The following is a 25,842-nucleotide window of genomic DNA, read 5'->3' as shown; positions in this document are numbered from 1 at the left end:
ATCCTCTCAAAGGTGTCTGCTCATGCTGACTCGTTGTACGGGTTGGATGACGGGTGGTTCGGTAAGACTGCCTGCAGGGGTTGCTGAAACGCGGGCCCTAACCTGTGACGCTGCCCTGGGTGAGGCCAGCCACGATGTAGCGCTGGAGTGCCGCGAACACCACCAGGATGGGAACGATCACCAGCACGGCGCCGGCCATCAGGATGCCCCAGCCGGAACCGTTGCCCTCCGAGTTCTGCAGCAGCGTCAGGCCCACGGGAAGGGTCATGGTCTCGGGCCGGTCGGTGATGATGAGGGGCCAGATGTAGTCGTTCCATTCGCTCACCACCGTGACCAGTGCCACGGTGGCGATGGACGGCACCGAAACCGGCACCACGATCCGCCAGAGGCGGCGCCAGTGGCCGGCGCCGTCGATCTCCGCCGATTCGAGGATCGAGGCCGGCAGCGTCAGGAAGTGCTGGCGCAGCAGGAAAGTGCCGAAGGCGGTCCCCAGGCCGGGGAGGATGATGCCCCACAGGGTGTTCTTTCCGCCCATCCCGGCGATGAGGATGTAGTTCGGCAGGATGGACACCTGCGGCGGGACCATCAGCGCCACGAGGATGAGCACGAAGATGGCGTTCTTGAAGGGGAAACGGACGAACACCAGGGCGTAGGCGGTGAGGATGGCCAGCAGCACTTTGACGGTTGCGCCAACCACGGTGACGATGGTGCTGTTCAGGAAGAACTGCGCGAACGGGACCGTGGTCATGGCGATGTTGTAGTTTTCCGGGTTCAGGCTCTCCGGCAGGATCCTCAGGTCCATGGTGATGATCTCGCCGGGCAGTTTGAAGGAGCTGAGGATCATCCAGAGAAGCGGCAGGAACACCACCAGGGTGGCCAGGATCAGCGGGACGTAACCGCCGGCAATCGTCTGGACAATATTGGCGCGGGACAGCGGCCGGTGCGTGCTCATGAGTAGTGCACCTTCCGTTCGACGAAGCGCAGCTGCAGCACCGTGATGATCAGCAGGATGGCGAAGAGCACCACCGAGATAGCGGCCGAGTACCCGGCCCGGTTGTACGCGCCGAACGCCTGCAGGTAGGCCTCGTAGATCAGCGTGCTGGTGCCGTTGCCCAGCGGCGTCATGATCCTGATGAGATCGAACGCCTGCAGTGAGCTGAGCATGGTGGTGATCAGCAGGAAGAACGTGGTGGGGGAGAGCAGCGGGACGGACATGCTCAGGAAGCGCCGGAAGCCGTTGGCGCCGTCCAGCGAAGCAGCTTCCATGACGTCCTGCGGGAGCGACTGGAGCCCGGCCAGGTACACCACCGCGCAGTACCCCAGGTTCTTCCAGACGTACACAATGATCACCATGACCAGCGACAGCTGCGGATCGTTGATCCACTGCGGGCTCTGCTGGCCCAGGCCGCGGAGGACCCAGGCGAGTACGCCGTAGCCGGGATCGAAGATGAACAGCCACACCAGGCCGACCCCCACGCCGCTGAGGACATACGGGGCGAAGACGGCGGACCGCGCGAAGGTGGTGCCGCGGACTTTCGAGTTCAGCGCCAGCGCGATCAGCAGGCCCAGCACCATGGAGCCGCCCACGGTGACCAGCGTGAAGATGGCTGTGGTGCCCAGCACCTTGGCGGCGTCGGCACTGGTGAAGAAGGTGACGTAGTTGTCCAGCCCCACCACTGTTGCCGAGGCCGATCCCAGCGTCCAGTCCAGGGTGGAGTAGTACACGTTGTTGAGGAGCGGGAGGTACGTGAACACCCCGATCAGCACAAGGTTGGGGAGGGCGAGGGCCAGGAAAACGAAGAAGTCCCGGCGCGTCCTGCCGGACCACCTTGCCCGGCGCCGCAGCGCCGGACCGGCTTCCGCGACGACGCGCGGCCTGTCAGTCAGTTGTCGTGTCATTCGGTCTCTAACGGATCCGGGCCTGCGCATGACTGGCCAGTGGGCGTGGGAATTTAGCTTCACTTCACCACATGGTTGGTGGGCAGAATCCCGCACAAGCCCTCGTCAGAGGATTGTTAGTCGAGGCTTCCTTGCCCGTTAACGCTGTGTTGCATGCAGTATTACATAACGTTTGTTTTGGCGGCTGGAGTTGCCTCAGCGGGTCGCGGAACGCGTGGGAGCGCACACTCATTTCCGCCGCAGAGCGCACAATGGAGCCATGGGAGCGATTACCGATGTCACCGGGATCCGGGTAGGCCACGTCCAGAGATCAGGAATGGTCCAGGAGTCCGACGGCGGTGTCCCCGACGACGCCGGCTGGCTCACCGGGGTGACCGTGGTGCTGCCGCCGCCCGGAACGGTCGGCTCCGTGGACGTCCGCGGCGGCGGTCCGGCGACCTCCGAAACGGACGCGCTGGATCCCACCACGCTCTCGCAGCGGGTGGACGCCGTGGTGCTCGCCGGCGGCAGCGCCTACGGCTTGGTCACCGCGCGCGGTGCCCAGCGCTGGTGCGAGGAAAACGGCCGGGGATTCCCGGTGCCCGGCGGCCTCGTGCCCATCGTCCCCGCTGCGGCCATCTTCGACCTCGGCCGCGGCGGCGACTTTGCTGCCCGCCCGGACGAGGAGATGGGCTACGCGGCAACTGCCGCCGCTGCCGCGCAACCGGAGGGTCACGACGTCGAACGCGGCAACGTGGGAGCCGGCACCGGAGCCGTACTCGGCCGGGGGACGTACAAAGGGGGAGTGGGCACGGCCTCCATCACTTTAGACAACGGGGTTGTCATAGGGGCCCTAGCCGTTGTCAATGCTGTGGGGATGCCTGTTGGCCGGCCGCTGGGTGAGCACGCCGAAACCGGGGCGGCGGATTTCTACAAGCTCAAGCAGCAGGGTGCCCAGCTGCCGCCCCTCAACACCACGCTCGTCGTCGTCGCCACGAATGCCGTCCTGAGCAAAGCGGACTGCAAGCGGACCGCCGCCGCTGCCCATGCCGGACTGGCCCGGGCGCTCAACCCCTCCCACACTCTCGCGGACGGGGACACCGTGTTCTGCCTGGCCACGGGCGCCGTCGAACTGGAGAGCACCGACGTGCCGAGGCAGTTCAGCCTCGTCGCGCTGCAGAGCGCGGCGGCCGACGCCGTGACCGAAGCCATCCTGGACGGCATCTCCCGGGCCGCGGGCATCACAACCCCGGCAGGGGAATTTGCTGCGTACGGCCCGGTAGTGCGCTACCATGGTCCGATTTAACATTCCTGCCAAGATGGCGTAATGTTGTCTGTTGGTTGTCTGCCCTGTTTGCGCCCTTTTGCGGTCGGATGGCAGAAACCAATCAATCAAAAACGTTCGCAGTCATGTCCGGTGCCAACCGGAAGGCTGTGGCAACAACAGTTAGCGGAGGGTATGGCCAAGAAGGACGGGGTCATTGAGATCGAGGGCGTTGTGACTGAGGCGCTGCCTAATGCGATGTTTCGCGTTGAGCTCACCAACAAGCACATCGTTCTGGCGCACATCTCTGGAAAAATGCGCCAGCACTACATCAGGATTCTCCCTGAGGACCGGGTAGTGGTGGAGCTGAGCCCGTACGACCTGACACGTGGTCGTATCGTCTACCGCTACAAGTAAACACTGGGCGGCCAGAGCAATAGCCGAAGGCCGGTCCAGCTGACCAACTGCAACACGCAAAGGAACGCCATGAAGGTCAAGCCGAGCGTCAAGCAGATCTGCGAAAAGTGCAAAGTGATCCGCCGTAATGGCCGGGTCATGGTGATCTGCGAGAACCCGCGCCACAAGCAGCGCCAGGGCTAATTTCCTTCACGGGAAATCCTGGGTTGCTAACCCACGCAAGTAAATAAAGGCAGCACAAGCTGAATTGGGACGTATGAGCCCGGACAGCTAACCCCCGGTCGGAGGCTGGGGCCGCACTGAAAGTGCGGGTGTACTGCCTACGACCTCCGGTTTATACAAGGAGTACCGCCAATATGGCTCGTCTCGCTGGCGTAGACATTCCCCGCGAAAAGCGGTTGGAAATTGCGCTTACTTACATCTACGGCGTGGGCAAGACCCGTGCACACGAAACCCTGGCTGCCACTGGCATCAGCGCTGACGTCCGAGTTAAGGACCTCACCGATACCCAGCTGGTTGAGCTGCGTGACTACATTGAAGGCAACTACAAGGTTGAGGGTGACCTTCGCCGCGAAGTAGCAGCAGATATCCGCCGCAAGGTGGAAATCGGCAGCTACGAAGGTATTCGCCACCGTAAGGGCCTGCCCGTTCGCGGACAGCGCACCAAGACGAACGCACGTACCCGCAAGGGCCCGAAGCGTACCGTGGCCGGCAAGAAGAAGGCACGTTAATCCCTGAGGGATTAACGCGTTTTCCCCCAATAAACTTTCTGTAGGAGAAATAATGCCCCCGAAGACTCGTGGCGCGGTTCGCAAGCCGCGTAAGAAGGACAAGAAGAATATCGCGCTGGGCCAGGCGCACATCAAGAGCACCTTTAACAACACCATCGTTTCCATCACGGATCCGAACGGTGCTGTCATCTCCTGGGCTTCCGCCGGTGAGGTTGGCTTCAAGGGCTCACGTAAGTCCACCCCGTTCGCTGCCCAGATGGCTGCCGAAGCTGCCGCAAAGCGTGCACAGGAGCACGGTCTGCGCAAGGTTGACGTATTCGTCAAGGGACCGGGATCAGGACGCGAAACCGCAATCCGTTCACTGCAGGCCGCTGGCCTCGAGGTTGGGTCCATCCAGGACGTAACCCCCAGCGCGCACAACGGCTGCCGTCCGCCGAAGCGCCGCCGCGTCTAAGACGTTTCCAGCAGCAGGAGCTTGCCCGGACCTTCACGGGTCCGGGCAGGCCCAGCCGCGTTAAGTCTTCAGACCGAATTTCCACCACCTGTGTTGCGTCATATAGCGGATGCTCGCCGAAAGGAAACCTAAGTGCTCATTGCACAGCGCCCCACCCTCTCTGAAGAGGTCGTCTCCGATAACCGCTCCCGTTTCATCATTGAACCGCTGGAGCCGGGCTTTGGATACACTCTCGGAAACTCCCTCCGCCGTACCCTGCTCTCCTCCATCCCGGGCGCTGCTGTAACCAGCATCCGGATCGATGGCGTGCTGCACGAGTTCACCACGGTTCCGGGTGTCAAGGAAGATGTCACCGAGATCATCCTGAACATCAAGAACCTGTCGGTTTCCTCCGAGCACGACGAGCCGGTTGTTGCTTACCTGCGCAAGCAGGGCCCGGGAGTCGTCACCGCCGCGGACATCGCTCCGCCGGCCGGCGTCGAATTCCACAACCCGGATCTGCACATTGCCACGCTGAACTCGAAGGGCAAGTTCGAACTCGAACTGACCATCGAGCGCGGCCGCGGCTACGTTTCGGCAGCTCAGAACAAGTCCGGCGATTCCGAGATCGGCCGCATTCCGGTCGACTCGATCTACTCGCCGGTGCTGAAGGTTACTTTCCGCGTGGAAGCTACCCGTGTTGAGCAGCGCACTGACTTCGACAAGCTCATTGTCGACGTCGAGACCAAGCAGGCAATCGCTCCGCGCGATGCCGTTGCTTCGGCAGGCACCACCCTGGTGGAGCTGTTCGGTCTGGCCCGCGAGCTGAACACCGCAGCTGAAGGTATCGAGATTGGCCCGTCGCCGACGGACGCTGCCCTGGCAGCCGACATGGCCCTGCCGATCGAGGATCTGGACCTCACCGTCCGTTCCTACAACTGCCTCAAGCGTGAGGGCATCCACACCGTGGGTGAACTCGTTGCCCGCTCCGAGGCCGACCTGATGGACATCCGTAACTTCGGTGCGAAGTCCATCGACGAGGTCAAGGCCAAGCTGGTTGAACTGGGTCTGTCCCTCAAGGACTCCCCTCCCGGTTTCGACCTGGCAGCACGCGCCGCAGCCATCGAAGAGGACGACGCCGCGTTCAGCGACGACGAGCTCTAACAAGCAGATCTTGGCCCCGGGTCCAGTGATGGACCTGGCCGGCCTACACAACAGGAGAAACAATTATGCCTACCCCCACTAAGGGTCCGCGCCTCGGAGGCGGCCCGGCTCACGAGCGCCTGATGCTCGCGAACCTGGCTGCAGCACTGTTCGAGCACAAGCGGATCACCACCACGGTGACCAAGGCCAAGCGCCTGAAGCCGTACGCAGAGCGTCTGGTGACTTTCGCCAAGCGCGGCGACCTCGCTTCCCGCCGTCGTGTACTCGGCCTGATCAGCAACAAGGGCGTCGTCCACGAGCTGTTCACCGACATTGCACAGGCAGTGGAGAACCGCGATGGCGGCTACACCCGCATCACCAAGATCGGCAACCGCAAGGGCGACAACGCTCCCATGGCTGTCATCGAACTGGTCCTCGAGCCGGTTTCCGCCAAGCAGGCTGTCGTAGCCGAGGCTACCGCTGCTGCTAAGCGCGATGCAGACAAGGCTGCTCCGGCCGCCGAGGAAGCTCCCGCCGAGACTGAGGTCGCTGAGACCGAAGCTGCTCCGGAAGCTGAAGCTGCTGAGACTGAAGCTGCTGCAACCGAAGAGGCCGCTGCTTCTGAGGACGTTGCCGAAGCTGCTGCTGAAGAAAAGGACGCGAAGTAATTCGCTAAATTCTTCGCATAGACTTAAGTCTATGAACCACCAGAAACCCGCTGCCCCCGTTTTGGGGGGCGGCGGGTTTTTGCGTGTCCGTTTGGATTTGGCGTACGACGGCGGGCCGTTCAGCGGGTGGGCCGTGCAGCCCGGCCTCAGGACAGTCCAGGGAGTACTGGAAGAGGCGCTGGCCCTGCTGGTCAGGCGTAAGGTGCGGGTGACCGTCGCCGGCCGGACCGATGCCGGCGTGCATGCCCGCGGCCAGGTGGTCCATCTGGACCTCACCGAAGCCGAGTGGGTGGGACTGAACCGCGGCGTGGAACTGGATCCCGCTGTCGCCCTCCTGCGGCGCCTGCGCGGGGCGCTCAGCCGGGGGCTCGGGGACCTCACCGGTGCCGTTGAAGTGCACGAGGTTAGCATTGCGCCGGACGGCTTCGATGCGCGGTTCTCCGCACTGTGGCGCCGGTACAGCTACCGCATTGCGGACGGTCCGGCACTGTGGGATCCGCTGGGCCGGTACTCCACACTGTGGCACAGGGAACAGCTCGACGTGTCGCTGTTGAACGAGGGGGCGTCCAAGCTCCTGGGCCTGCAGAACTTCCGTTCCTACTGCAAGCCCCGGGAGGGATCCACCACCATCAGGGAGCTGCAGCGGTTTGAGTTCGCCCGGGGAACCGACGGTGTCATCGTTGCCACGGTCCAGGCCGACGCGTTCTGCCACAACATGGTGCGTGCCCTGGTGGGGTCCGCGATGTCTGTCGGGTCGGGGGAGGAGGCCCCGGGGTGGCTTTACGAGAGGCTGCTCGAGCAGAAGCGCGATGCCAAGTCAGTCCTGGCGGCGCCGCATCCGCTGGTACTGGAGGAAGTCGCGTATCCCTCGGACGGTGAGCTGCTGGCCCGGGCTGAGCTGACGCGGGCGATGCGGAAGTAAGTCCGGCAGACCGCCGGGCGGTGCTTCCTAGAAGGCCGGCGGCGGGCCATCGGCCGGAAGTGACACCGTAAATGTGCTGCCTTCGCCTGGTCGGCTTACACAGGAAATGCCGCCGCCGTGGCGCTCAACGATCGACTTGGTGATGGACAACCCAAGTCCCACGCCGGGGATGTCAGCCTCGACTGCGGCCGGGCTGCGGTAGAACCGGGTGAAGACCTTGGCGGTGTCCGCCGCGGTCATGCCCATCCCGGAGTCCTCCACTTGGAGGCGGATCAGGCCATCAATCGCCCGCGCCGAAACCTTCACCGTTCCGCCGTCGGGGGAGTACTTGATGGCGTTCGAAACCAGGTTGTCCAGTGCCTGGCCTATCCGGAGCGGGTCAACGTGCGCCCATAACGGCGTGGGAACGTCCATCAGCAGTGCCACCTTCGTTGTTTCGGCGTGGGCGCGAGCCGACCCGAGGGACGCCTCAACCACGCCGGCAAGATCCGTTCGGCGTGGGTGCACATGCAAAGCCTCGGACGCCGACACCAGGAGATCGGAAACCAGGGTGAGGAGACGTTCGGTGTTGCGTTGCGCGACCTCGAGCCGTTGGACAACCAATGAAGGAAGCCCTTGTTCGCCGTCGAGCACAAGGTCCAGGTTCCCGATCACTGAATTCAGGGGAGTCCGAAGCTCGTGGGAGACGTTCGAAAGGAAGTCGTCCTTTGCCGAAATGGCTTCCACCAGCCCCGTGACGTCGTTGAAGACGACTACCGCGCCGTCGAACTCGCCGTCGTCGTTCTTTAGGGGACGCGCTGCGGTGGATACAGCCCGCTGTTGCGTGCCTTCGCCCAACCAAACCAGATAGTCGGCGAAGGTTTCGCCCTGGGCAGCGCGGGCTTCAGGACGGCGGTCCGGTGGAACCGGCGTCTTTCGGTCATGGCCGGAGACCATGGGCAGCGACTCTTGGGAGCGTCCCGGCAGGCCCTCCGGGCTTGCGGTCACCTCAAAGAGGGACTGCTGGTGGTTGGAAAGAAGGCGTTTGCCGTCGCCGCCGACAGCAATGATTCCGACGTCGACCGTTTCCAGGATGATGTTTAGGAGTCGTTCGCGCTCTTTGCTTTCTGCCAGGAGTGCCTGAAGCTCAATGTCTTTGGCTTCAAGTCTGCGTTGCTGAAGCTTCATATGAACGCTGGCAAAACGTATGGCGAGCGAAACGGCGAGCATCATCAAAGGCAAAAGCACAGTTGTGGTGACGTCGGCTGCCGTAATGTTTGGCATCTTTGAAAACAGCGTCGGTAATCCGATGAGCAACGGACCGGAGAAGCTGATGATGAGGCTTGTTCTGGCGGAAATGGCGGATGCGGAAAGCCAGATGACCGGAAATATCGCCAGTACTCCCAGTCCTTGTAGATTTGCGGCGGCCCCGTTACGGGTAAACCAGAGTGCAACGAGGTCCAGCACCGGTATCAACAAGGGTGCATTGGGTCCCAGTTTCTCCCAGGGCACAAGGACGCAGGCTGCAAAAATGATGGCGTGAAGGACAAGGGCGGCCAGGAAGAGTCCGCTGGTCAGAACCCCCGCCCAAACGGCGGGCGCTGCGATGACCAGACCAGCCATGAAGACCGTCAGTGGTAACTGGCAAAGTATGACCTGTGCACGCGGCCGGAGACCGCTGAAGAAGCGCTCCGCCTTTCGTGCCAGAAACCGTTCGCTCATTGAAGCCACTCCTCAGATGGGGGCAAAATCGCTCGTCTCGCCCGCAACGGCTTTTGGATGCAGGCAACGCTGCCCACGATCTCCAACTTTCCGGAAGCAGAAGTTGCAATTGGTGTCATAGTAAGCCAAGTAATGCGTGGGGTCATAGGGAAAAAAGTGATGACGATTTAGCTCCTGCGTTGTAACGTGAATTTGTGGTGGTGAAATTCGCATATGTGATGGGCATATTCGGAGAATTCGTCAGGCTGGGGAGTCCATGGGTGATCTTGGGGTTGCAGTGGTTGTTGAGGATGACGCAGATGTGCGGAATCTATTGGAGGCCGTGCTAAGTCAGGCAGGGTTTGAGGTTTACTCCGCCGCGGACGGACGGAATGGAGTCGAGGTGGTGCGCGACCATGGCGCCAATGTCGTCACCCTGGACGTGGGCCTGCCCGACATCGATGGTTACGAGGTTCTGCGGCAAATCCGGCAGTTTAGCGACGCCTACGTAGTCATGCTGACAGGCAGGACAGAGGAACCGGACCTGCTAACGGCGCTACACTCGGGAGCCGACGATTACATCACCAAGCCGTTTCGGCCTTTGGAGCTGAGGGCGCGGGTCGCAGCAATGCTGCGCAGACCTCGGCCGCAGCCTCCACGGGGGCGGACGCCTGCACCGGCCCCGGCCGCGCCGCCTCTCACGAGGACCGCTGAGGAAGCGGTACTCGTGCATAATGGCCTGGCGCTTAATCGCAGGACCCGGTCCGTTGTAGTCCATGGAGACGCGCTACCCCTGACCCGAAGTGAGTTCGATCTTCTTCAGGAGCTTTTGCGTGTGGGTGGGGCTGTTTGCACCAAGACTGACCTGGTTCGCGTAGTCAGGGGCGAGGAAGGCCGTGACGATACGTACGTCAGCGAATCCGATGAGAGGGCCGTTGAGGTCCATATCGGGAATCTCCGGCGGAAGCTGCACGAAGACCCCCAGTCCCCGCGATGGCTGCAGACTGTGCGCGGCGTGGGGTACAAGCTGACGCCGGCGGAGCTTGAACGGCAGGAGATCCACGACCAGCGGTAGCTATTCATCCGCCAGGATGTAGTTGTCCTGAAGTTCCTTTACGGTCGCGCTTCCGTGGAGTTCCACAGCGGCAATGAGGGCATGTCCGTTTTCGAGGTCTCCCCTTCGGATGAACTCTTCCAGCTGTTCCGCTAGCCGGGACAGCCGGAGGCCTCCGACCATGGCTGACGCTATCTTCATACTTATGACCGCGTCGAGGGCTGCAGCAGCATCCTGGCGTTTCAGCGCTGCCGCCAGCTTCTGGTGGCGCTGGCTCCACAACGTGGCGTAGTCCCGTGCGAATTTCTGTGCAACGGCCGGATGCGCCAGCTGTTCTTCAAGGTCCTGCAGAACTGCGAGGTCCACCAGTGGAAGGTCAGCGTCATCGAGATATGATGCCGGGCCCGGGGCAGCCGTGGGCTGTGAAGGTGCGGGGACAAGGCCCGCACCTTCATCGCCGCTGAAGCTACCTGAGAAGGACATATGACAACGCTACTTCCTCAAACTGTCAATTCGCATGACTTCATCCAATCCTGTGGAAACCTTGCGGTTTCGCGGGCTGGGCGGACGGACTGGCTTGGCGCATGGCGTCATTGACCGGCGAAGGTGTCAATTGTGTTGATCACCGCTGGGCCAAGAATCGCGATGAACAGGACCGGAAAGATGAAGAACAGGAGGGGGAACAGAATCGAGACCGGTAGCTTCATCGCCTTTTCTTCGGCGCGTTGGCGGCGTTTCACCCGCATGACTTTGGCCTGGATCCTGAGGACGCGACTGATGGCGATGCCGTAGGTGTCGGCCTGGACGATGGCCTGGACAAAGCTGCGGAGTTCCGGAATGTTGGTCCTCTCGGCAAGGGCAAGGTAGGACTCCCGGCGGCTCCGGCCCACCTGCATGTCCTGTAGCGTGCGGACGAGTTCCTCTGCCAGAGGCCCCTTGCCGTTTTCGCCCGCACGGGCCATGGCACCTTCGAACCCAAGGCCGGCTTCGACGGAAATGAGCATCTGGTCGAGGGTGTTCGCCAGTTCCAACTGCATGGCTTTCTGCCGTTCCATGCCCTTGCTGTAGAGGAGCAGGTCCGGGATGAAATAACCCAGAAAGAGAATAAATAGTCCGGCAAGTTTTATCATCGGGTTGGGGCCGCTCACACTGATGAGCAGCCCAAGCGACGCTCCCACCAGGCCCAAGGCAGGCTTTGCCGCCAAGATGCGGCCCAACGGCCATGCCGCCGGGCGGCCCGCAAGTGAAAGTAGCCTGTCGAGTTTGCGGACGTACGCTGCTGGAGTCAGCCCATACCCGATCCTGTCGAGGACGCCGCCTTGCTTCACTTCCGGGACGTCGGCTGCCCTCCTGCCGCGGGTCAGGATGGCCACCGCCGCAGTCCGGGCCTTGCGGTCCACGGACAGTAGAGACCAGGACAGGTATCCAATGGGGACGGATACCAGGAGAAATGAGGAAAGCACTACGGGATTCATTGGCAGCTCAGAACTTCAGATCGATGATCTTGCGCATCCACAGGCTGCCGATGGTCATGAGCACCACGGATCCCACGATCATGGCCCAACCCAGCGGATGCGTGAACATCGAATCCATATAGCCCGGGTTCACCATCATGAGCATCACGACGATCCCGATGGGCATGGCAATCAGGATGTAAGCAGAGAACTTTCCCTCTGCCGCGAGTGCCTTGATATGGCCCTTGATTTCGGACCGCTCCCGGATCGTCTCATTGACCTGGTCAAGGACCTCCGCCAGGTTGCCGCCGACCTCGCGGTTGATCTGGATGGCCTGGGCGATCCAGACGAAATCCTCGTTCCGCATACGCTCGGAAGTGTCCGTCAACGAGGCCAGCAGGTCGCGGCCCAGGCTGGTCTCCGTAATGACCCGACGCATCTCTTCGGACGTCGGGCTTTGTGATTCGAAAGCTGCAGCGTCGATGGCGCGGAGGATGCTGTGGCCCGCCCGCAGGCCGCCGGCCAGCAATTGGAGGGTGTCGCCGAGTTGCTGGTCGAACTTGGCCCGCCGCTTTCCGGCCAGGAAGCCCAGAACCAGATGCCCCACGACTGGCGCCAGTATGACGAGGAGGATGGACAGGACGGGCACGCCGATCACCAGGCCCACAAGGGCGCCGACGATGCCACCGGCAATGACCAGGACAAAGAACTCAGCCTGGCTGAGCCGGACACCGGCGTTCTCCAGCAAATCACGGCTGTAGAGGCGAACGTTCCTGGCCCCCAGGAAGCGGTGAAGGGCCCCGACTGTGATGCCTGCCAGCCGGGTCAGCGGTGAAGGCGGGTCTGCGTCATAAGGGCGGCGCCGTCCCACAGCGATTTCCGGCGTACCGGGAATGAGCAGCGCCACCCCCAAGAGGATCGGTGCGATGAAGAGGAGCGCCGCTCCAACGGTCATGAGCATGGCGGCGGCCCTAGGCCTTTCCTTCGCCGGCGGGACCGGCGGGGGTGGCGAAGACCCCGGGTGAGACATGGATTCCGAGGTCCTCGAAGCGGTCGATGAAGCGCGGACGGATCCCGGTGGCGACCGGTCGACCGAGGAAACGTCCGTGTGCATCGACGCCTGCGGAATAGTCGAAGACGAACGCGTCCTGCAAGGTGACGATGTCGCCCTCCATACCCTGTACCTCGGTCACGTGGGTGATGCGGCGACTGCCGTCACGCAAGCGAGAAATCTGGACGATCAGGTTGACCGCTGAAGCTATCTGTTCCCGGATAGCCCGCAGTGGCAGGTCCATCCCTGCCATAAGCACCAGTGTTTCCAGACGGGCGACGGCGTCACGCGGTGAGTTGGAGTGAACCGTCGAGAGGGATCCGTCGTGTCCCGTGTTCATGGCCTGGAGCATGTCCAGCGACTCGCCGCCGCGTACCTCACCCACCACAATGCGGTCAGGGCGCATACGCAGCGAGTTCCGCAGGAGTTCACGGATGGTCACTTCGCCTTTGCCCTCGGTGTTGGGGGGACGGCTTTCCAGCCGGACCACATGATCCTGCTGGATCTGGAGCTCCACAGCATCCTCGATGGTGACGATCCGTTCGTCCGCCGGCAGGAAGGATGAGAGAACGTTGAGCAGGGTTGTTTTCCCTGTTCCCGTTCCGCCGGAGACGATGATGTTGAGCTTTGCCTTCACACACGCATTCAGGAGCTCCGCCATTTCCGGAGTGAGGGTTCCAAAGTCGATGAGGTTACGGACCGTCAGGGGCACCTTGCTGAATTTACGGATGGTCAGCGATGATCCGCCCACGGCCAGGGGCGGAATCACCGCGTTGACGCGGGAGCCGTCTTCCAGCCGGGCATCTACCAGGGGCGACGACTCGTCAATGCGGCGGCCAACCTTGGACACGATGCGTTCAATGACTTTCCGCAAGTGTTCCTCCGAGCTGAAGCGGGAGTCGGCCAGGGTGAGGTGGCCCTTACGCTCCACGTAGATCTGGTCCATCCGGTTGACCATGATCTCCGTGACGGCGGGATCATCGAGGAGACGCTGCAACGGGCCATAGCCCAGTACGTCGTCGGCGACGTCCTGGACCAGACGGGTGCGCTCATCCGCGGAGAGCGGGACCTGCTCGCCGTCGATGATGCGTGTGAGCTCCTCGCGTGCGGACGTCCGGAGCTCCTGCTCCGTGACCGCAGAGTCGTTGAAACGGGAACCCATGCGTTCGAACAGCGCAGTGGCTGCCCGCTCCTTTAGGGCGGCAAAGGCGTCTACGGGCTGCTGGACTTTCGTTTTCACCTCGTCCGTGTGGTCAGTCCCCGGTGAGGGAACGACGACGGCGGCAGCCGGTGCCGCCGCCGTCGTGCGCTTTTCCGGCCGCGGTGCCGCCCACGGGTCGGACTGCCGGGTGGGCAGCTCAGGGCGGTCGAGCTCAAGTGTTGCGGTGGTGGCTCGTGGGGCTGGCGACGGCGGGGGAACGGTGTGCGTGCGGGCCTGCGTTTTTTCCTGGGCAGCACTGATGCGCTCTGAAAGTTTCATTTAGACCACGACTCTCCGGTGCAGTTTGCGTTGCGATTTGGCCCGCCATGCGGGATTAAAGCGGTCAACGAGTTGGTTCAGGCTTTTGGTCGCGGGGTCCTTCACTGTTTGTTGGAGGACGGGGATTCCGCGGTTGGTGGAGAGCGCCACGGCCTTGGACCGGGGAATACTGACATCCACGGGGGCTCCGATGGTCGATTCGAGGTCCTGGACTGTCAGCCCGAGCTTGGAATCCGCCATGTTCAGCACCACGTGCCGGGTCTCCGGGAGGATATCCAGCTGACGCAGGACGTCTAGGCCTGAACGCAGGCCGCGGACGCTGGGGATGTCCATGCCGCTGACCCACACCACGTCCGTGCACTGTTCCATGGCCGCGAGGCCGATTTCCGGAAGGCCCGGAGCCGTGTCCACCACGACGTATTGGAACTGCTCGGAGAGCTGTTCAAGCAGGCGACTGACCTGCTCCGGGGTTATTTCATCGGCATCAACGGGGGTGGGGGGAGCGCAAACCGCGTAGATGCTGCCCGGGTGGACCGTAAGGAAAGCCTTCAGGACCAGCGAATCCTGACTGGCCGCGGGGGAGACTGCGTCGGTGACAGTGTGTTGGGGGTCGAGATAGAGCGCGGAAGCGACGTCGCCGAACTGCAGGTCCAGGTCCACAATCACTACGCTCATCGGGGCGATTTTCCCCAGTCCTATCGCGATGTTGGTGGCAATGGTGGTCTTGCCAACTCCGCCTTTGGGGGAGAAGACGCCGATCACGAGGCCCTTGTTGGATTCGGCCGTCAGCTGGGGTGCCTGCGTACGGTACCGGCTGGCGAAGGATTGGGTGACGCGCTCCAGGAGGACCCTGATCTGCGCAGCATCCGAGTCGGGGGAGAGGATGTCCCGGATGCCCGCCCGCATGGCTTGCAGGATGAAGTTGGGATCCGGCTCAGCCGCCAAAATGACGCTGAGCTCCGGGAACCGGACGTTCATGATGGTCGCGAGCCGGAGCGCCTCATCCACGGGGACACCAGGCCCCAGGATCAGCACCTCGGGCTGCTCCTGGTTCAGGTGGGCGAACAGTTCGTTGGGATCGGCGGGGAGCAGGCTTGTAAGGAAGGTCTGCACGCCACCTTGCAGGGCTCCGGCAACGGCCTGGCGAAGGCGGCCGTCGAAGTCGGCGTCGGGCGTGATGAGGACGAAGCGGCTCATTTGTAGACGTCCGGCCGGATCATGACGCGCGGACCGTTATCCTCGGCGTCGAGTGGTTCCCGGGTCAGCCAGATGGCATCGCCGAATTCAGACGCGAACACGATCTTGCCCGCGTTGATGTCGTTGACCGCCACCGTGATCATCAGGGATCCGGTGGGGAGGTTCACGTCCCGGGGGTCAGGCTCCGTTCCGGCGCTCGCCGTTGGCGCCGGCTTGGCGGCGGCACCTTCGGGGGCCCGCTGGACGGACGTCACCAGGACCTTGTGGATGGAGAGTTGCGTGGTCTCTTTATCCGCTTTCGACTCGATGCCGCCCGCTTTCATGGAGATGAAGACGCCCACGTGGTCACCGGGAACAAGGCGACCGCCGACGACGCGCTGTGGCTCCAGCTGGAAAGACACTTCCTGCAGGCCTGCCGGCACCTTAACCGAGCCGGAGGTCTGGAGGTCTTCCGGGGCGACGAGCTTCTCTTCCAGAAGCTGCTCGCCGGGGACGAGGTCGGCGGAGGCGACTTTTCCAGCGGATTCGTCAAGGGTGTCCAGCGCGGACTTTGCGACGGCGGTTCCCGGCACTTGTTCCAGGGCGACCGAAGCCTTCACGGTGTCGACTGTTGCGCCGGCGGGGATGGCTTTCGTGACCACCAAGACTCCCACCGGATCGAGGTCCTTGACCGCCCGCTGGTCGGCACCCTGGGCGTATGTGACCACAAGGACCGCCCCGACGATGGCCAGGAGGACTGCCACCACTCCTGCCAACAAACGTGACTTCACTGACTGCTCCTGTGGTTTTGGGACGGATTATTTGGAAAGACGGACAACGGACGTACCGTAATCGGGGGCGCTGCCGAGTTCGAAGGCTTCGGAGAGGGAGACGAATTTGACGAAATACCCCCGGATGGCCTTGTTCGGGACGGCCCCTCCGGTTGTCCAGCTAATACTCGCGAAGTGATAACCGGTGACGTGAAAAGCGGCAAAGCCCTTGATGTAGTACTTGCCTGCGGAGCCTGTTCCTGTGGCAATGTCATAGAGAGGCAAGAGGACCGTTTGATCGTTCATCTGGGTGAAATCGGCGGCTGCGCATAAACTCGGAGCACTCGCGCCCGTATCGCTGCTGAACCAAATGCCCGAGTTGGTTGATGCCCCCGCAGTTACAGTAATTGCGCACGTTGTCGCTGTCCCCGTACCTTGTATCCAGCCGAATCCCCCGGGGATGCCGCCGCAGCCATTGACAGACTGGTTCAGCACTTGCTCCGCGCCGGTCGTTCCCGCCGGAGGGATGTCAAGCTTGCATTGTGCAATCGCGAGGGGGAGGATTGCAGGTCCCTTGGAGGGCGTGCCCCAGCTAACGGTGGAGCTGGCATTGACCTCGGTGGTGTTCATGCCAAAGATGCGGGCGAAAAAGAGCGACACTTGGTTGGCTGCCTCGCCTGACTCCTTCGCGCCGGAGGTGACTCGGACCGTGTGGCCGGTTTTGTCTAATTCGATGGACTTCACGTTGCTGAGCCCGTCCACCGAGTTCTTGTTGGCAAGTTCGGCGGCGAGAGGGGCGGTGGCTGAGCAGTTTGTATCGGCCGCGTTCTTGGCGCACTTCTGCGCCACCATCAGCGCTGCGGCGTCCGACGCGTTCTGAAGCTGGGTCCGCTCGGAGTAGAGCATCCCTACATCGACCGCGATCGCGCCGAAGCCGAGAAGCGCCACCAGTAGAAGGGCGACGACGACGCTCACGGCGCCACGTTCGCCGAAGTGAAGGCTTCTCCAGGCTGTCACCCGCCACACAGCATGGCTCCTTTGCCTTTCATCGGAAACGGGCCGGCTACGCCCGTCATAGTGGACAGGTTGTAGCTGATGGTTATGGTCATCTGGGCACCAGTTGAGCAGTTCGCAGTGCCGAAAGTGATATTCGCATCCGTCAGGGCGGGCTTCAGCGAAACGGCGGCGTTCTTGGCCGCGGTGCGTGCAGCTGTTTGGTTGTTGGAGATGGCCATAACCCGGACACCCTCGCGTGCTGCGCTGGAGAGCGACGCCTGGGCGTTGTAAGCACGGCCGAATTCCATGATGCCCAGGAGCAACATGACGAGGACCGGGGCCAGGATCGCAAACTCGACCGCTACGGCTCCGCGCTCGGATGCCCTGGACATGGGGTGCCTTTCCGTCAGGCCAATGGGGTAGTTACAACCGAAGTGGCGGCGGCTTGGTTGCCGCCGCCACTTTTCGCCTCGCGATGCGTCCGAGGGGTGTGCTCCTTCTCAGGGAGCGCAGGTTCCGCCGGCGGCCGTGGTGGTGGTTTGGGCGACAGCCGTCCATGTACCGCCGCCAACCTGGCACTTTACTTGTTCGAACATCGTGCTCAGCGTCCCACCGAGGAGAGTGACGGCAACGATGATGACGACGGCGATGAGGGCGACCATGATGCCGTATTCGACGGCGGTTGCGCCCTTTTCGTCGCGGTGAAGACGGACTGCGAGATTGGTGTAGAGAGAAAGCATCGGGACTCCTGAGCGAGTTTGGGTGGGCTGGTCCTGCACCAGCTCTGCAAAAAATGTAGCAACCACTTTCCAGGTTTCGACCGGTCCTTGGCGTACCCTGTGCCAAGCCTTCCCGACTTGCTTGTTTCCTGCGGCGAACCTGCGTGTTCCCTGCGTATTATCTGCGTCTCGGGTTCCTTGGGCACGCAAGAGGACCCCCTCGGTTCTGGGTGCCGAGGGGGTCCGATCAAAGGGATCCCCTCGGCTCTGGGCCCGAGGGGATCCTGTCTGTTCGGCATGCGGATGCAGCCGATTGCGCCCGCCTCAGTTTTAGAGGCGGACGCAGCCTGGTGACGGTTATGGGATACCGAGTGCGGTTTGCACCCCGGTTCCGAGGCCATTGAAGTAGCTATTGAGGGCGGTCCCGAATAGGCCGACGCCTGCCACTAGGGCGATGGCGATGAAGCCCACGAGGATGCTGTACTCCGTGGCGGTGGCGCCTCGTTCCTCTGCCGATAGCCGGTGTTGAAGCTCGTAGATCAGGCACTGGATGCGAGTTGTGATGTTGGTCATAATTCCCCCTAGGAGAAGGCCGCTGCGATGTTCATGATGGCCGGCCCCAACAGAATGATGAAGAGAGTCGGAAAAATGAAGAAGATCAAGGGAAAGAGAATCTTGACCGGAATCTTCATTGCATGTTCTTCGGCCCGCTGGCGCCGTTTGGTCCGCATTTCGAGTGCCTGGCTCTTCAGGACCTTGGCGATAGCGATGCCGTAAGCGTCCGCCTGAACAATGGAACGGATAAAGCTGCGGAGATCGGGGACTGCCACCCGGTCAGCCATGGCCAGATAGGCCTCCTTTCGAGACCTGCCCACCTGAATGTCCTGGAGCGTGCGGACAAATTCGTCAGCAAGGGGCCCGGTACCGTTCTTGCCGGTCCGTCCCATCGCGGCTTCGAAGCCGAGGCCGGCCTGAACAGAAATAAGCATCTGGTCCAGAGCATTCGGAAGCTCCTGCTGAATGGCTGCACACCGCTTCTGTCCATGGCTCCGGATCAGGAGGTCTGGGGCAAAGTACGCGATAGCAACCGCCGCCAACATGATCACAAAACTGACTGGGGTCGGTGCGCCAACAAAGAAGAAAGCACCGAGGATTCCTGCGCCTAAGGCTATGAGCGGCTTAACAACCAGCAGCCGCTCCAACGGCCAGTTCTTCGGCCTTCCAGATGCGGCAAGCTGCCGGTCCAGCCAGGCTTCGTAGCTTCCCGGCGTTAGTCGACGGACAATGCCCGTGTATTGCTGGGAAAGTGATGCGGTTCCCTCTGCGGATTTTGTCCGGTGGCCAAGGTTTGCCTGGATATTTCGGATTGCGGCGTAGTCCGCGCTGAAAACCAGCCAGACCATGAAGCTGATGGGAAACACGATGGCGAGTGTGGCGCCAAGAGCGATGGGTGACATTGTGACCCTCCTAGTACTTTGCCTTGACAAGGCGGCTAAGCCAGAAACCGCCGGCGGTTAGCATCAGGGCGGCTACTCCCAACATCAGGTATCCGGGAACCGTACTTGTGAATGTTCTGGAGTATTGCGGATTGATGAAGATCAGGGCGAAAAAGAGCACGATTGGCAGCCCCATCAACACCACAGCCGACATCCGGCCCTCGGCACTCAGAGCTTTGACCTGGCGCCGGATTTGGTTCCGGTCTCGGATCGTTTCACCTACGTGGTCCAGAACTTCTGCAAGGTCACCGCCAACTTCCCGGTGGATCTCGATGGCTTGGGTGATCCAACCGAAATCCTCGCTGGCCATCCGCCCGGAGACGTCCGTCATTGACTCACCCAACTCGCGGCCGATGCGGGTCTCGTTGACTATCCGGCTCAGTTCTTCAGACATAGGCGCATCGCTCTCTTTGGCGGAGGCATCGATAGCTCGGAGAAGGCTGTGACCCGCCCGCATACTCCCGGTAAGCATTTGCAGCGTATCCGGAAGTTGCTCATCAAATTTCGCTTGTCGGCGCGACGTCAGCAGGCGCACGTAGACGAGCATTCCGGAAGGGGCTACTAGAACCAGGAGCACTGCAAAGAAGGGGCCGCCAAGGAAGAATCCAACCACGGCTCCCACTACAGCCCCGGCACCCATCATGAGCAAGAAATTCGCCGGTTGCGTGCTGAGGCCAGCACGTTCGAGCTTCTCCCGACTGACTGGGCTGGTGCCGCCGTTCCGAATTCTCTTGTTGATGACGCCCACGGCAGATTCGGTCAGCCGGGTCAAACCGGAAGTCGTGTCAACGGCGTCCGGGCGGCGCCTGGATACCGGGATCACTCGGTTGGTCTTGAAGACCATCGCGAAGAGGATAATTACGGCAGCGTAGACAAGCAGGACGCCCGCGAAGAACAGGCCCATGGACATGTCAGGGCCACCCATTTCACTTCCCCCTTAGGGGAACGGCGCCGAAGACGGACGGTGAGACGTGAATGCCCAGCTCAATAAATCTGTCTGTGAACCGAGGACGGACTCCGGTCGGGACCGGCTTGCCCAGGAACCGGCCGTTGGCGTCTATCCCGGCCGAATAGTCGAACACGAAGGCATCCTGGAGGGTGACTATGTCGCCTTCCATCCCTTGGACTTCAGTGATGTGGGTAACTCTGCGGGTTCCGTCCCTCAGCCGGGAGATATGGACGATCAGGTTGACAGCAGAAGCGATCTGCTCCCGAATAGCCCGGAGGGGAAGATCCATGCCCGCCATCAGGACCAGCGTTTCCAACCGTGCCACCGCATCCCGGGGAGAATTGGCGTGCACCGTTGAGATGGAACCGTCGTGGCCGGTGTTCATGGCCTGAAGCATGTCCAGGGACTCCCCGCCGCGAACCTCACCAACGACGATCCGGTCCGGCCGCATGCGGAGTGAGTTCCTGACGAGGTCACGAATCGAAATCTCACCCTTACCTTCGATGTTGGCCGGCCGGCTCTCCAAGCGGACAACATGATCCTGCTGGAGTTGGAGTTCCACAGCGTCTTCAATGGTGACGATGCGGTCGCTCGCCGGGATGAAGGATGACAACACGTTCAGCATTGTTGTCTTGCCCGTGCCGGTGCCGCCCGAAACGATGATGTTCATCCTGGCAAGCACGCAGGCGTTGAGGAGCTCGGCCATCTCCGGAGAGAGGCTCCCGAACTGGATGAGATCCTTGACGGTAAGTGCATCGCGTCCGAACTTCCGGATGGTGAGCGATGCCCCGTTCACGGCGAGCGGTGGAATGATTGCATTTACGCGGGAACCATCAGCCAGACGAGCGTCCACCAGCGGCGAGGATTCATCGATGCGGCGTCCGATTCGGGACACGATGCGCTCGATGACCCGGCGGAGGGCGTCTTCGCTGGCGAATTTCACGTCCGTCATGAATAGCTTTCCGTTACGCTCCACGTAGATCTGGTCCGCGCGGTTCACCATGATTTCTGTTACCGTCGGGTCTTCCAGGAATCGCTCCAGGGGGCCGTGGCCCAAGACATCGTCGATGATTTCTTTTGTCAGCCTCTGGCGTTCCACTGTAGATAGAGGCACCTGCTCCTCGTCAACAACGGCTTTCAACTCATCCTTGACGTACTTGTGGAGTTCAGCATCATCAAGTGAGGAGTCCGTGAGGCGTGAACCGAGCCGCTCGTACAAGGCCTGGCTTGCCCGTTCTTTGAGGCCGCTCAGGGCCTCACTGGAGTTGCCGGTCATGGGTCGAGGCTCAGCCACACTAGTCGTAGCCTGCTCTGCCGTATGAGCTTCGTGTATGACACCCAATGTGGTCGGGGTGGCAAAATCTGCCGCGGGCACCACCGTATTTGGGAATTCTTCGGTTGCGGAGTGGAGCTGCGCAAGCCTTCGAGAGAGATTCACTGTACTACCGCCCTTCGGTGAAGCCGCTTGTGCGGCCGAGCTTCCCAACCTGGTTTGAAACGCTCGACGAGTTGGCGTAGGCCCTTACTCGCCGGATCTCGGCTGCCATCCTGCAGCAGGGGAATCCCTTTATTAGTTGAAAATGGAAGTGTCCGGGAACGTGGCAGGACGACGTCGACAGGAGCGCCGATGGTAGCTTCGACGTCCTGGAGCGTCAGGCCGGTTTTCCTGTCAGCCATGTTCAGGAGGACGTGCCTGTTATCCGGCATCAGGTCCAGCTCCGACAGGATCTGGAACCCCGTGCGGAGCCCCCTGATGCTTGGAATGTCCATGCCGCAGACCCAGACGGCATCTGTGGCTTGCTCCAGAACCGCCAGTACATGCTCACCAAGTCCCGGCGCGGTATCCACCACTACGTATTGAAACTCCGACCTCAGCTGGCGCAAGAGGTGCGAAACATGGTCACCTGTAATCCTGTCCATGTCGATCGGGTTCCGCGGAGCGCATAGTGCATAGATGCTGGACGGGTGCAGCGTGAGGTAGGTCTTGAGCACCATGGCGTCCTGGATGGCTGCGCCCACCACTGCCTCGGTGATCGTGAACTCCGGTTGCAGCATCAGCCCGCTGGCAACATCTCCGAACTGCAGGTCCAGGTCTACGATCACAACGCTCATTGGGGCTGTCTGCCCCAGACCGACGGCGAGGTTCGTGGCGACTGTCGTCTTGCCCACCCCACCTTTAGGCGACATAACCGCAATAATGCGGCCACCGTCGGCAGACGGTCCTTCGCCGGCAGTAGGGGCGAGTCCGCGCCGGCGTCCGGCAGCGGACAGGCCGGCGCGTTCAACCACCGATCGGATCATCTCTGGCTCGGCAGTGGGCGGAAGAAGATCGCGGATGCCGGATCGCATGGCCTGGAGAGTCGTATCTGCTGTCTCTTCTGCAACCAAAAGAATGCTGATCTCCGGAAACTGCAGGTCCACGATGCTGGCGAACTTGAGGGCGTCATCGATGGGAAGGTCGGGTCCCAAGATCAGGACCTCGGGCGGTTCTCCGGTGAGCTGGCTCAGCACTTCGTCGGGCCCAGGCGGCAGGTATGCCGCCTGGAAGTAGTGCAGGGTCCCGCGCATTGGGGCGACAGCCGCACGCACTCGCCGCTCGTACTCGGAATTCGGGGTTATGAGGATAAACCGACTCATCGGAACAACCTCGTCTTGTCCAGGACTCCAGTGGCGTTTTCAATGGCGTCGGCGGGTTCGCGGGAAAGGTAGATCTTGCCGAATTCCGCCGCGTAGACCATCTTCTCGGCATCGGCTGCATTCCTGGCGAATGTGATCAAATACGAGTCGCTGGACGTTGCGGCCTTCTGGTTGTCAGCGTTGAGTGCCCCTTGCCCTGAACTTTGTTGGGTCTGTTGCTGCGTCTGAGCTGCAGCTCCCGAGCTGAACTGAACGGCCGTGACCAGGACCTTGTGGAACGTCAGCTGCGTCGCGTTGCTGCCTGCACCTGAGGCGCCTTCTGCTCCTGCGTCGCTCATGGAGACGAAGACACCAACGGTGTCCCCGGCTTCGACTCGTCCGCCGACAACGCGGTCAATACCGAGCCGGAAGGTGATTTCCTGCAGACCTGCCGGAACCTTGACTCTTGCCGGTCCCAGGTATGCGTTAGCCTCAACGAGCCTGCTGTTGAGGAGCTGCTCGCCCGGTACGAGAGCTACCGATGTGACCTTGTTTCCCAATGAAGCGAGGTCGGCGACCCGGTCTTCCGCCACGGCCGCGACCGGTACTGACTTGGTGACGACATATTCGCTGAGTTTGTCGGCGGGTGTGCCGGCAGCCACGTCTTGTTTGACGACGAGGACGTCCAGAGTTTCCGTGTTTGCCAGGGCCCGCTTGTCCGCGCCCTGCACATAGTTGAAGAGAATGATAGTTCCTATGACTGCCACAACGAGTGCGGCAATGCCTCCCAGTAGGCGAGTTTTCAATTTAGATCCCCTTAGAACGTTGTGTTACTTGCTGAGGTACGGCGGCAAGTCGACTCCGCCGCCGGAGTAGCCACCGCCCGAGTAGGCGGCGGGATCGGCTACCCAGCTGACGAATCTGCCGCGTATGCCTCTGTCAGAGCCGCTAAGACCTGTCTGATCTCCGCCGGTCATTCCCGGGAAGCTGTATCCAACGAGCAGGAAGGCCGCGTAGCCCTTGATGTAGTACTTCGCATTCGACCCGGTGCCTGTGGCGGTTGAAAAAACGGGAAAGAGAACGACTTTGTTGAGGTAACTCTCGATTACCGTTTTGCACTCGCTCGGCATGCTGAGGCCGGTCTTGGTCTTCGCATACGGATCGGTAACGCCTGAAGTGCTCGGGTCGTCGGCGTAAACAGTGGTACTGCACTGACCTGGATCCGTGCTCAGCCACTCAAAGCCACCAGGAATCGCCGCGCCGGACGGACTGTCACTGACACAGGTCTCGCTTCCGTGTGTGAGTATGGTGTGAAGACTGCCGTCTATGTCGAACTGACAAGGGGCGAAGGTCAGCGGAAGAGCGGCGGGCCCAGACCCAGGTGATCCCCAGGACGCCGTTGACGTTGCTCCGACGGTGACCGGACCCGCGCTCAAAGCACTGGCGAACATCTTCGTAAGGAAACTCGAAGACCCGTTCCTCGTCGTGGTGGTGACCGTGACTTGGCCAGGAATGCTTGTGTCAACGCTCTTCACGTCGCTGGCGCCGTCATTGGAATTTGAATTCGCCAGAGCGGTAGCAAGAGACGGATTACAGGTGCTGTCCTGGCAGCTGCGTGCCACCGCAATTGCGCCGGCGTCCGCACCGTTCTGCAACTGGGCTCGTTCAGCGTAGATCTGGCCCACGTCGACGGCCACCGCGCCCATGCCGATTAGGGCCAGCATCATGATTCCCACGATGACACCGGCAGCTCCGCGTTCAGAGTCCGCAGGGGTCGTGGTTTGCGCTAACCGCCGCATTGCATTGCTCCCTTGCCCTTGAGGGTCAGTGAGGACCCGAAGAATCCCGTCAGCGATGTGCCGGTGTAGGTGACCGTCACAACCGCCGTTGGAGTGGGGGTTGCTGGGGGACAGGCCGCGGCCGAATAGTCAAAGGTCAGCAACCCTGTATTGATTGACGGTGCTCCGGCCTTGCCGGCGGCAGTTGCCTTCGTAGTGTCTTTCGTGATCGCCATCGTCCGGGCGGCTTCCCTTGATGCCTGAGTCACAGAAACCTGGACGTTGTAGGCGTTGGAGAACTCGACAACCGCAATGATCAGAGCGATGAGCAACGGAGCAACAAGTGCGAATTCGACGGCCACCGCACCGCGCTCGCGGTTCCTAGATGGTTTTGGGCTGCGTTTCAACGGATCCCCTATGGATAGTTGCAGCGTAAATACGAGCGGTGTGCCGCGCAGGAAGCGCGGCACACCGAGTGGCCCTGAGCTACCAGGTGCCGACCGTAGTGCCAAGGCCGCTGAAGAAGGTATTCAGATTGGTGCCAAAGAGTGTGACACCGGCAACGATCACCAGAGCGATGAGACCAACAAGCAGTGAATACTCCGTTGCCGTAGCACCCTTCTCGTTTGAGAATTTGTCGGTAGCAATGGACATTAAGCGCTGAAGAATAGAACTGAACTTGAACATGATGGTGAGACCTCCAGATGTCGTTGTTCGGTTTACCAGGTACCGACCCGGGAACCCAGGCCGCTGAAGAAGGTGTTCAGGTTGGTGCCGAAGAGGGTGACGCCGGCGACGATGACGAGAGCGATCAGACCCACGAGAAGCGAGTACTCAGTTGCCGTAGCACCCTTTTCAGATGAAAGGCGATCCTTTACGCCGGCGACAAAAGCGATCATTGAGACCATGAGAGAAGACATTTGAATTTCCTTTTCCAGAGTTTTGAATTCGGGTTACGGAATTCCATTTCCCCCAACTTTCTAAGAGTCTGGAGTTCCGCTGGGACAACATTGGCACGCTGAATAATTGCGCGACAATGCGTACCTGTACTCGACTTTTGTGATCCGTGTTCGGGGAGCTACCTATTGCGAACAGACGAGTACTCATGTTTCTGGAGAGGGAAGTTGTTCAGTACCTAGACAGTTGGGGCCCTATGTGTGCCGCTGT

At 61.4% G+C, this 25,842-nt stretch carries 32 protein-coding genes; 10 read left to right on the top strand and 22 right to left on the bottom strand.

The genetic code is table 11. The features are described 5' to 3' along the window. Positions 1–97: 97 nt before the first annotated feature. Together AC1DRE_RS13955 and AC1DRE_RS13950 are read right to left on the bottom strand one after the other, a co-directional pair. Positions 98–952, bottom strand: coding sequence for a carbohydrate ABC transporter permease (locus tag AC1DRE_RS13955; protein ID WP_476985187.1), 855 nt, complete (start codon positions 950–952; stop codon positions 98–100). Continuing rightward, positions 949–1,899 (bottom strand): carbohydrate ABC transporter permease, encoded by a 951-nt coding sequence (locus AC1DRE_RS13950; RefSeq protein ID WP_476985186.1) that lies wholly within the window; start codon positions 1,897–1,899, stop codon positions 949–951. Before AC1DRE_RS13950 ends, AC1DRE_RS13955 begins: the two co-directional genes overlap by 4 nt. Before the next feature lie 259 nt (positions 1,900–2,158). On the opposite strand from AC1DRE_RS13950, the gene AC1DRE_RS13945 reads away from it, so the two are divergent. The 8 genes from AC1DRE_RS13945 to truA all read left to right on the top strand — a co-directional run bounded on the left by AC1DRE_RS13945 (position 2,159) and on the right by truA (position 7,456). Then, positions 2,159–3,184 carry a P1 family peptidase gene (locus AC1DRE_RS13945; protein WP_476985185.1) on the top strand — a complete coding sequence of 342 codons (1,026 nt, stop codon included), beginning with the start codon at positions 2,159–2,161 and terminating at the stop codon, positions 3,182–3,184. Between the two features lie 153 nt (positions 3,185–3,337). Continuing rightward, on the top strand, positions 3,338–3,559 hold the full coding sequence (gene infA / locus AC1DRE_RS13940) for a translation initiation factor IF-1 (RefSeq protein WP_009358723.1): 222 nt from the start codon (positions 3,338–3,340) through the stop codon (positions 3,557–3,559). Between the two features lie 69 nt (positions 3,560–3,628). Next, positions 3,629–3,742, top strand: a complete 114-nt coding sequence (gene rpmJ, locus AC1DRE_RS13935) for a 50S ribosomal protein L36 (RefSeq protein ID WP_009358722.1) — start codon at positions 3,629–3,631, stop codon at positions 3,740–3,742. A gap of 173 nt (positions 3,743–3,915) precedes the next feature. After that, complete coding sequence (gene rpsM, locus AC1DRE_RS13930) at positions 3,916–4,290, top strand: 30S ribosomal protein S13 (RefSeq protein ID WP_066293239.1); 375 nt, start codon at positions 3,916–3,918, stop codon at positions 4,288–4,290. Positions 4,291–4,342: 52 nt separating this feature from the next. Next, positions 4,343–4,744 (top strand): 30S ribosomal protein S11, encoded by a 402-nt coding sequence (gene rpsK / locus AC1DRE_RS13925; RefSeq protein ID WP_028265083.1) that lies wholly within the window; start codon positions 4,343–4,345, stop codon positions 4,742–4,744. A gap of 132 nt (positions 4,745–4,876) precedes the next feature. Further along, entirely contained in the window at positions 4,877–5,887 is a 1,011-nt protein-coding gene (locus AC1DRE_RS13920; RefSeq protein WP_104172048.1) for a DNA-directed RNA polymerase subunit alpha, read from the top strand. 65 nt (positions 5,888–5,952) lie between these two features. Then, positions 5,953–6,534 carry a 50S ribosomal protein L17 gene (gene rplQ, locus AC1DRE_RS13915; RefSeq protein ID WP_476985184.1) on the top strand — a complete coding sequence of 194 codons (582 nt, stop codon included), beginning with the start codon at positions 5,953–5,955 and terminating at the stop codon, positions 6,532–6,534. Positions 6,535–6,565: 31 nt separating this feature from the next. Continuing rightward, on the top strand, positions 6,566–7,456 hold the full coding sequence (truA, locus tag AC1DRE_RS13910; protein WP_476985183.1) for a tRNA pseudouridine(38-40) synthase TruA: 891 nt from the start codon (positions 6,566–6,568) through the stop codon (positions 7,454–7,456). Positions 7,457–7,483: 27 nt separating this feature from the next. Here the strand turns inward: truA and AC1DRE_RS13905 are convergent, their stop codons facing one another. Beyond that, the gene (locus AC1DRE_RS13905; protein ID WP_476985182.1) at positions 7,484–8,623 is read right to left on the bottom strand and encodes a sensor histidine kinase; all 1,140 of its coding nucleotides are present in this window, start codon (positions 8,621–8,623) and stop codon (positions 7,484–7,486) included. 19 nt (positions 8,624–8,642) lie between these two features. On the opposite strand from AC1DRE_RS13905, the gene AC1DRE_RS13900 reads away from it, so the two are divergent. Both AC1DRE_RS13900 and AC1DRE_RS13895 read left to right on the top strand, forming a co-directional pair. Further along, positions 8,643–8,978, top strand: a complete 336-nt coding sequence (locus AC1DRE_RS13900) for a hypothetical protein (RefSeq protein WP_476985181.1) — start codon at positions 8,643–8,645, stop codon at positions 8,976–8,978. Positions 8,979–9,413: 435 nt separating this feature from the next. Further along, positions 9,414–10,211: a response regulator transcription factor gene (locus AC1DRE_RS13895; RefSeq protein WP_476985180.1), complete on the top strand. Its 798-nt coding sequence runs from the start codon at positions 9,414–9,416 to the stop codon at positions 10,209–10,211. Here AC1DRE_RS13895 and AC1DRE_RS13890 read toward each other — a convergent pair whose 3' ends face one another. The 19 genes from AC1DRE_RS13890 to AC1DRE_RS13800 all read right to left on the bottom strand — a co-directional run bounded on the left by AC1DRE_RS13890 (position 10,212) and on the right by AC1DRE_RS13800 (position 25,595). After that, the gene (locus AC1DRE_RS13890) at positions 10,212–10,673 is read right to left on the bottom strand and encodes an Hpt domain-containing protein (protein WP_476985179.1); all 462 of its coding nucleotides are present in this window, start codon (positions 10,671–10,673) and stop codon (positions 10,212–10,214) included. A 107-nt stretch (positions 10,674–10,780) separates the two neighbouring features. After that, a complete protein-coding gene (locus AC1DRE_RS13885; RefSeq protein ID WP_476985178.1) occupies positions 10,781–11,665 on the bottom strand; it encodes a type II secretion system F family protein in 885 nt (294 codons plus the stop codon). A gap of 7 nt (positions 11,666–11,672) precedes the next feature. Then, positions 11,673–12,605 carry a type II secretion system F family protein gene (locus AC1DRE_RS13880; RefSeq protein ID WP_476985177.1) on the bottom strand — a complete coding sequence of 311 codons (933 nt, stop codon included), beginning with the start codon at positions 12,603–12,605 and terminating at the stop codon, positions 11,673–11,675. Positions 12,606–12,615: 10 nt separating this feature from the next. Further along, on the bottom strand, positions 12,616–14,175 hold the full coding sequence (locus tag AC1DRE_RS13875) for a CpaF family protein (RefSeq protein ID WP_476985176.1): 1,560 nt from the start codon (positions 14,173–14,175) through the stop codon (positions 12,616–12,618). Continuing rightward, positions 14,176–15,372 (bottom strand): CpaE/TadZ family protein, encoded by a 1,197-nt coding sequence (locus AC1DRE_RS13870; RefSeq protein WP_476985175.1) that lies wholly within the window; start codon positions 15,370–15,372, stop codon positions 14,176–14,178. It lies immediately after the preceding gene. After that, positions 15,369–16,142 (bottom strand): Flp pilus assembly protein CpaB, encoded by a 774-nt coding sequence (gene cpaB / locus AC1DRE_RS13865; RefSeq protein WP_476985174.1) that lies wholly within the window; start codon positions 16,140–16,142, stop codon positions 15,369–15,371. The genes AC1DRE_RS13870 and cpaB (AC1DRE_RS13865) overlap by 4 nt, the downstream gene beginning before the upstream one ends. A gap of 27 nt (positions 16,143–16,169) precedes the next feature. Further along, entirely contained in the window at positions 16,170–17,096 is a 927-nt protein-coding gene (locus AC1DRE_RS13860) for a pilus assembly protein TadG-related protein (RefSeq protein ID WP_476985173.1), read from the bottom strand. A gap of 38 nt (positions 17,097–17,134) precedes the next feature. Next, positions 17,135–17,509, bottom strand: a complete 375-nt coding sequence (locus AC1DRE_RS13855) for a TadE/TadG family type IV pilus assembly protein (protein ID WP_476985172.1) — start codon at positions 17,507–17,509, stop codon at positions 17,135–17,137. A gap of 108 nt (positions 17,510–17,617) precedes the next feature. Then, positions 17,618–17,857: a Flp family type IVb pilin gene (locus AC1DRE_RS13850; protein WP_476985171.1), complete on the bottom strand. Its 240-nt coding sequence runs from the start codon at positions 17,855–17,857 to the stop codon at positions 17,618–17,620. A gap of 336 nt (positions 17,858–18,193) precedes the next feature. Then, positions 18,194–18,409, bottom strand: coding sequence for a Flp family type IVb pilin (locus AC1DRE_RS13845; RefSeq protein ID WP_476985170.1), 216 nt, complete (start codon positions 18,407–18,409; stop codon positions 18,194–18,196). A gap of 8 nt (positions 18,410–18,417) precedes the next feature. Beyond that, positions 18,418–19,293, bottom strand: a complete 876-nt coding sequence (locus AC1DRE_RS13840; RefSeq protein WP_476985169.1) for a type II secretion system F family protein — start codon at positions 19,291–19,293, stop codon at positions 18,418–18,420. Between the two features lie 10 nt (positions 19,294–19,303). Continuing rightward, complete coding sequence (locus AC1DRE_RS13835; RefSeq protein WP_476985168.1) at positions 19,304–20,257, bottom strand: type II secretion system F family protein; 954 nt, start codon at positions 20,255–20,257, stop codon at positions 19,304–19,306. Between the two features lies 1 nt (position 20,258). Further along, a complete protein-coding gene (locus AC1DRE_RS13830; protein ID WP_476985245.1) occupies positions 20,259–21,659 on the bottom strand; it encodes a CpaF family protein in 1,401 nt (466 codons plus the stop codon). 56 nt (positions 21,660–21,715) lie between these two features. Beyond that, on the bottom strand, positions 21,716–22,918 hold the full coding sequence (locus tag AC1DRE_RS13825) for a CpaE/TadZ family protein (RefSeq protein WP_476985167.1): 1,203 nt from the start codon (positions 22,916–22,918) through the stop codon (positions 21,716–21,718). After that, positions 22,915–23,703 carry a Flp pilus assembly protein CpaB gene (gene cpaB / locus AC1DRE_RS13820; RefSeq protein WP_476985166.1) on the bottom strand — a complete coding sequence of 263 codons (789 nt, stop codon included), beginning with the start codon at positions 23,701–23,703 and terminating at the stop codon, positions 22,915–22,917. The genes AC1DRE_RS13825 and cpaB (AC1DRE_RS13820) overlap by 4 nt, the downstream gene beginning before the upstream one ends. 24 nt (positions 23,704–23,727) lie before the next feature. Beyond that, positions 23,728–24,696: a pilus assembly protein TadG-related protein gene (locus tag AC1DRE_RS13815; RefSeq protein ID WP_476985165.1), complete on the bottom strand. Its 969-nt coding sequence runs from the start codon at positions 24,694–24,696 to the stop codon at positions 23,728–23,730. Beyond that, positions 24,684–25,145 carry a TadE/TadG family type IV pilus assembly protein gene (locus AC1DRE_RS13810; RefSeq protein WP_476985164.1) on the bottom strand — a complete coding sequence of 154 codons (462 nt, stop codon included), beginning with the start codon at positions 25,143–25,145 and terminating at the stop codon, positions 24,684–24,686. The genes AC1DRE_RS13815 and AC1DRE_RS13810 overlap by 13 nt, the downstream gene beginning before the upstream one ends. Before the next feature lie 16 nt (positions 25,146–25,161). After that, positions 25,162–25,362, bottom strand: a complete 201-nt coding sequence (locus AC1DRE_RS13805; protein ID WP_476985163.1) for a Flp family type IVb pilin — start codon at positions 25,360–25,362, stop codon at positions 25,162–25,164. A 32-nt stretch (positions 25,363–25,394) separates the two neighbouring features. Then, a complete protein-coding gene (locus AC1DRE_RS13800; protein ID WP_476985162.1) occupies positions 25,395–25,595 on the bottom strand; it encodes a Flp family type IVb pilin in 201 nt (66 codons plus the stop codon). Positions 25,596–25,842 lie beyond the last annotated feature (247 nt).

The organism is Arthrobacter sp. P4_H3 (genome assembly GCF_056400885.1).
This window is presented reverse-complemented; position numbering and strand designations above follow the sequence as displayed.

Excerpts from the sequence above, each read along its gene's own strand:
- AC1DRE_RS13885 (WP_476985178.1), bottom strand. The coding sequence starts at position 11,665 with ATGAATCCCGTAGTGCTTTCCTCATTTCTCCTGGTATCCGTCCCCATT.
- AC1DRE_RS13870 (WP_476985175.1), bottom strand. The coding sequence starts at position 15,372 with ATGAGCCGCTTCGTCCTCATCACGCCCGACGCCGACTTCGACGGCCGC.
- AC1DRE_RS13805 (WP_476985163.1), bottom strand. The coding sequence starts at position 25,362 with ATGTTCAAGTTCAGTTCTATTCTTCAGCGCTTAATGTCCATTGCTACC.
- truA (WP_476985183.1), top strand. The coding sequence starts at position 6,566 with ATGAACCACCAGAAACCCGCTGCCCCCGTTTTGGGGGGCGGCGGGTTT.
- AC1DRE_RS13905 (WP_476985182.1), bottom strand. The coding sequence starts at position 8,623 with ATGAAGCTTCAGCAACGCAGACTTGAAGCCAAAGACATTGAGCTTCAG.
- rpsM (WP_066293239.1), top strand. The coding sequence starts at position 3,916 with ATGGCTCGTCTCGCTGGCGTAGACATTCCCCGCGAAAAGCGGTTGGAA.
- AC1DRE_RS13880 (WP_476985177.1), bottom strand. The coding sequence starts at position 12,605 with ATGCTCATGACCGTTGGAGCGGCGCTCCTCTTCATCGCACCGATCCTC.
- rpsK (WP_028265083.1), top strand. The coding sequence starts at position 4,343 with ATGCCCCCGAAGACTCGTGGCGCGGTTCGCAAGCCGCGTAAGAAGGAC.
- AC1DRE_RS13845 (WP_476985170.1), bottom strand. The coding sequence starts at position 18,409 with ATGACCAACATCACAACTCGCATCCAGTGCCTGATCTACGAGCTTCAA.
- AC1DRE_RS13890 (WP_476985179.1), bottom strand. The coding sequence starts at position 10,673 with ATGTCCTTCTCAGGTAGCTTCAGCGGCGATGAAGGTGCGGGCCTTGTC.
- AC1DRE_RS13895 (WP_476985180.1), top strand. The coding sequence starts at position 9,414 with ATGGGTGATCTTGGGGTTGCAGTGGTTGTTGAGGATGACGCAGATGTG.
- rpmJ (WP_009358722.1), top strand. The coding sequence starts at position 3,629 with ATGAAGGTCAAGCCGAGCGTCAAGCAGATCTGCGAAAAGTGCAAAGTG.
- AC1DRE_RS13835 (WP_476985168.1), bottom strand. The coding sequence starts at position 20,257 with ATGGGTGGCCCTGACATGTCCATGGGCCTGTTCTTCGCGGGCGTCCTG.
- infA (WP_009358723.1), top strand. The coding sequence starts at position 3,338 with ATGGCCAAGAAGGACGGGGTCATTGAGATCGAGGGCGTTGTGACTGAG.
- AC1DRE_RS13815 (WP_476985165.1), bottom strand. The coding sequence starts at position 24,696 with ATGCGGCGGTTAGCGCAAACCACGACCCCTGCGGACTCTGAACGCGGA.
- AC1DRE_RS13850 (WP_476985171.1), bottom strand. The coding sequence starts at position 17,857 with ATGCTTTCTCTCTACACCAATCTCGCAGTCCGTCTTCACCGCGACGAA.
- AC1DRE_RS13800 (WP_476985162.1), bottom strand. The coding sequence starts at position 25,595 with ATGTCTTCTCTCATGGTCTCAATGATCGCTTTTGTCGCCGGCGTAAAG.
- AC1DRE_RS13955 (WP_476985187.1), bottom strand. The coding sequence starts at position 952 with ATGAGCACGCACCGGCCGCTGTCCCGCGCCAATATTGTCCAGACGATT.
- AC1DRE_RS13875 (WP_476985176.1), bottom strand. The coding sequence starts at position 14,175 with ATGAAACTTTCAGAGCGCATCAGTGCTGCCCAGGAAAAAACGCAGGCC.
- AC1DRE_RS13950 (WP_476985186.1), bottom strand. The coding sequence starts at position 1,899 with ATGACACGACAACTGACTGACAGGCCGCGCGTCGTCGCGGAAGCCGGT.
- AC1DRE_RS13825 (WP_476985167.1), bottom strand. The coding sequence starts at position 22,918 with ATGAGTCGGTTTATCCTCATAACCCCGAATTCCGAGTACGAGCGGCGA.
- AC1DRE_RS13945 (WP_476985185.1), top strand. The coding sequence starts at position 2,159 with ATGGGAGCGATTACCGATGTCACCGGGATCCGGGTAGGCCACGTCCAG.
- AC1DRE_RS13900 (WP_476985181.1), top strand. The coding sequence starts at position 8,643 with ATGGCGAGCGAAACGGCGAGCATCATCAAAGGCAAAAGCACAGTTGTG.
- AC1DRE_RS13855 (WP_476985172.1), bottom strand. The coding sequence starts at position 17,509 with ATGTCCAGGGCATCCGAGCGCGGAGCCGTAGCGGTCGAGTTTGCGATC.
- AC1DRE_RS13840 (WP_476985169.1), bottom strand. The coding sequence starts at position 19,293 with ATGTCACCCATCGCTCTTGGCGCCACACTCGCCATCGTGTTTCCCATC.
- rplQ (WP_476985184.1), top strand. The coding sequence starts at position 5,953 with ATGCCTACCCCCACTAAGGGTCCGCGCCTCGGAGGCGGCCCGGCTCAC.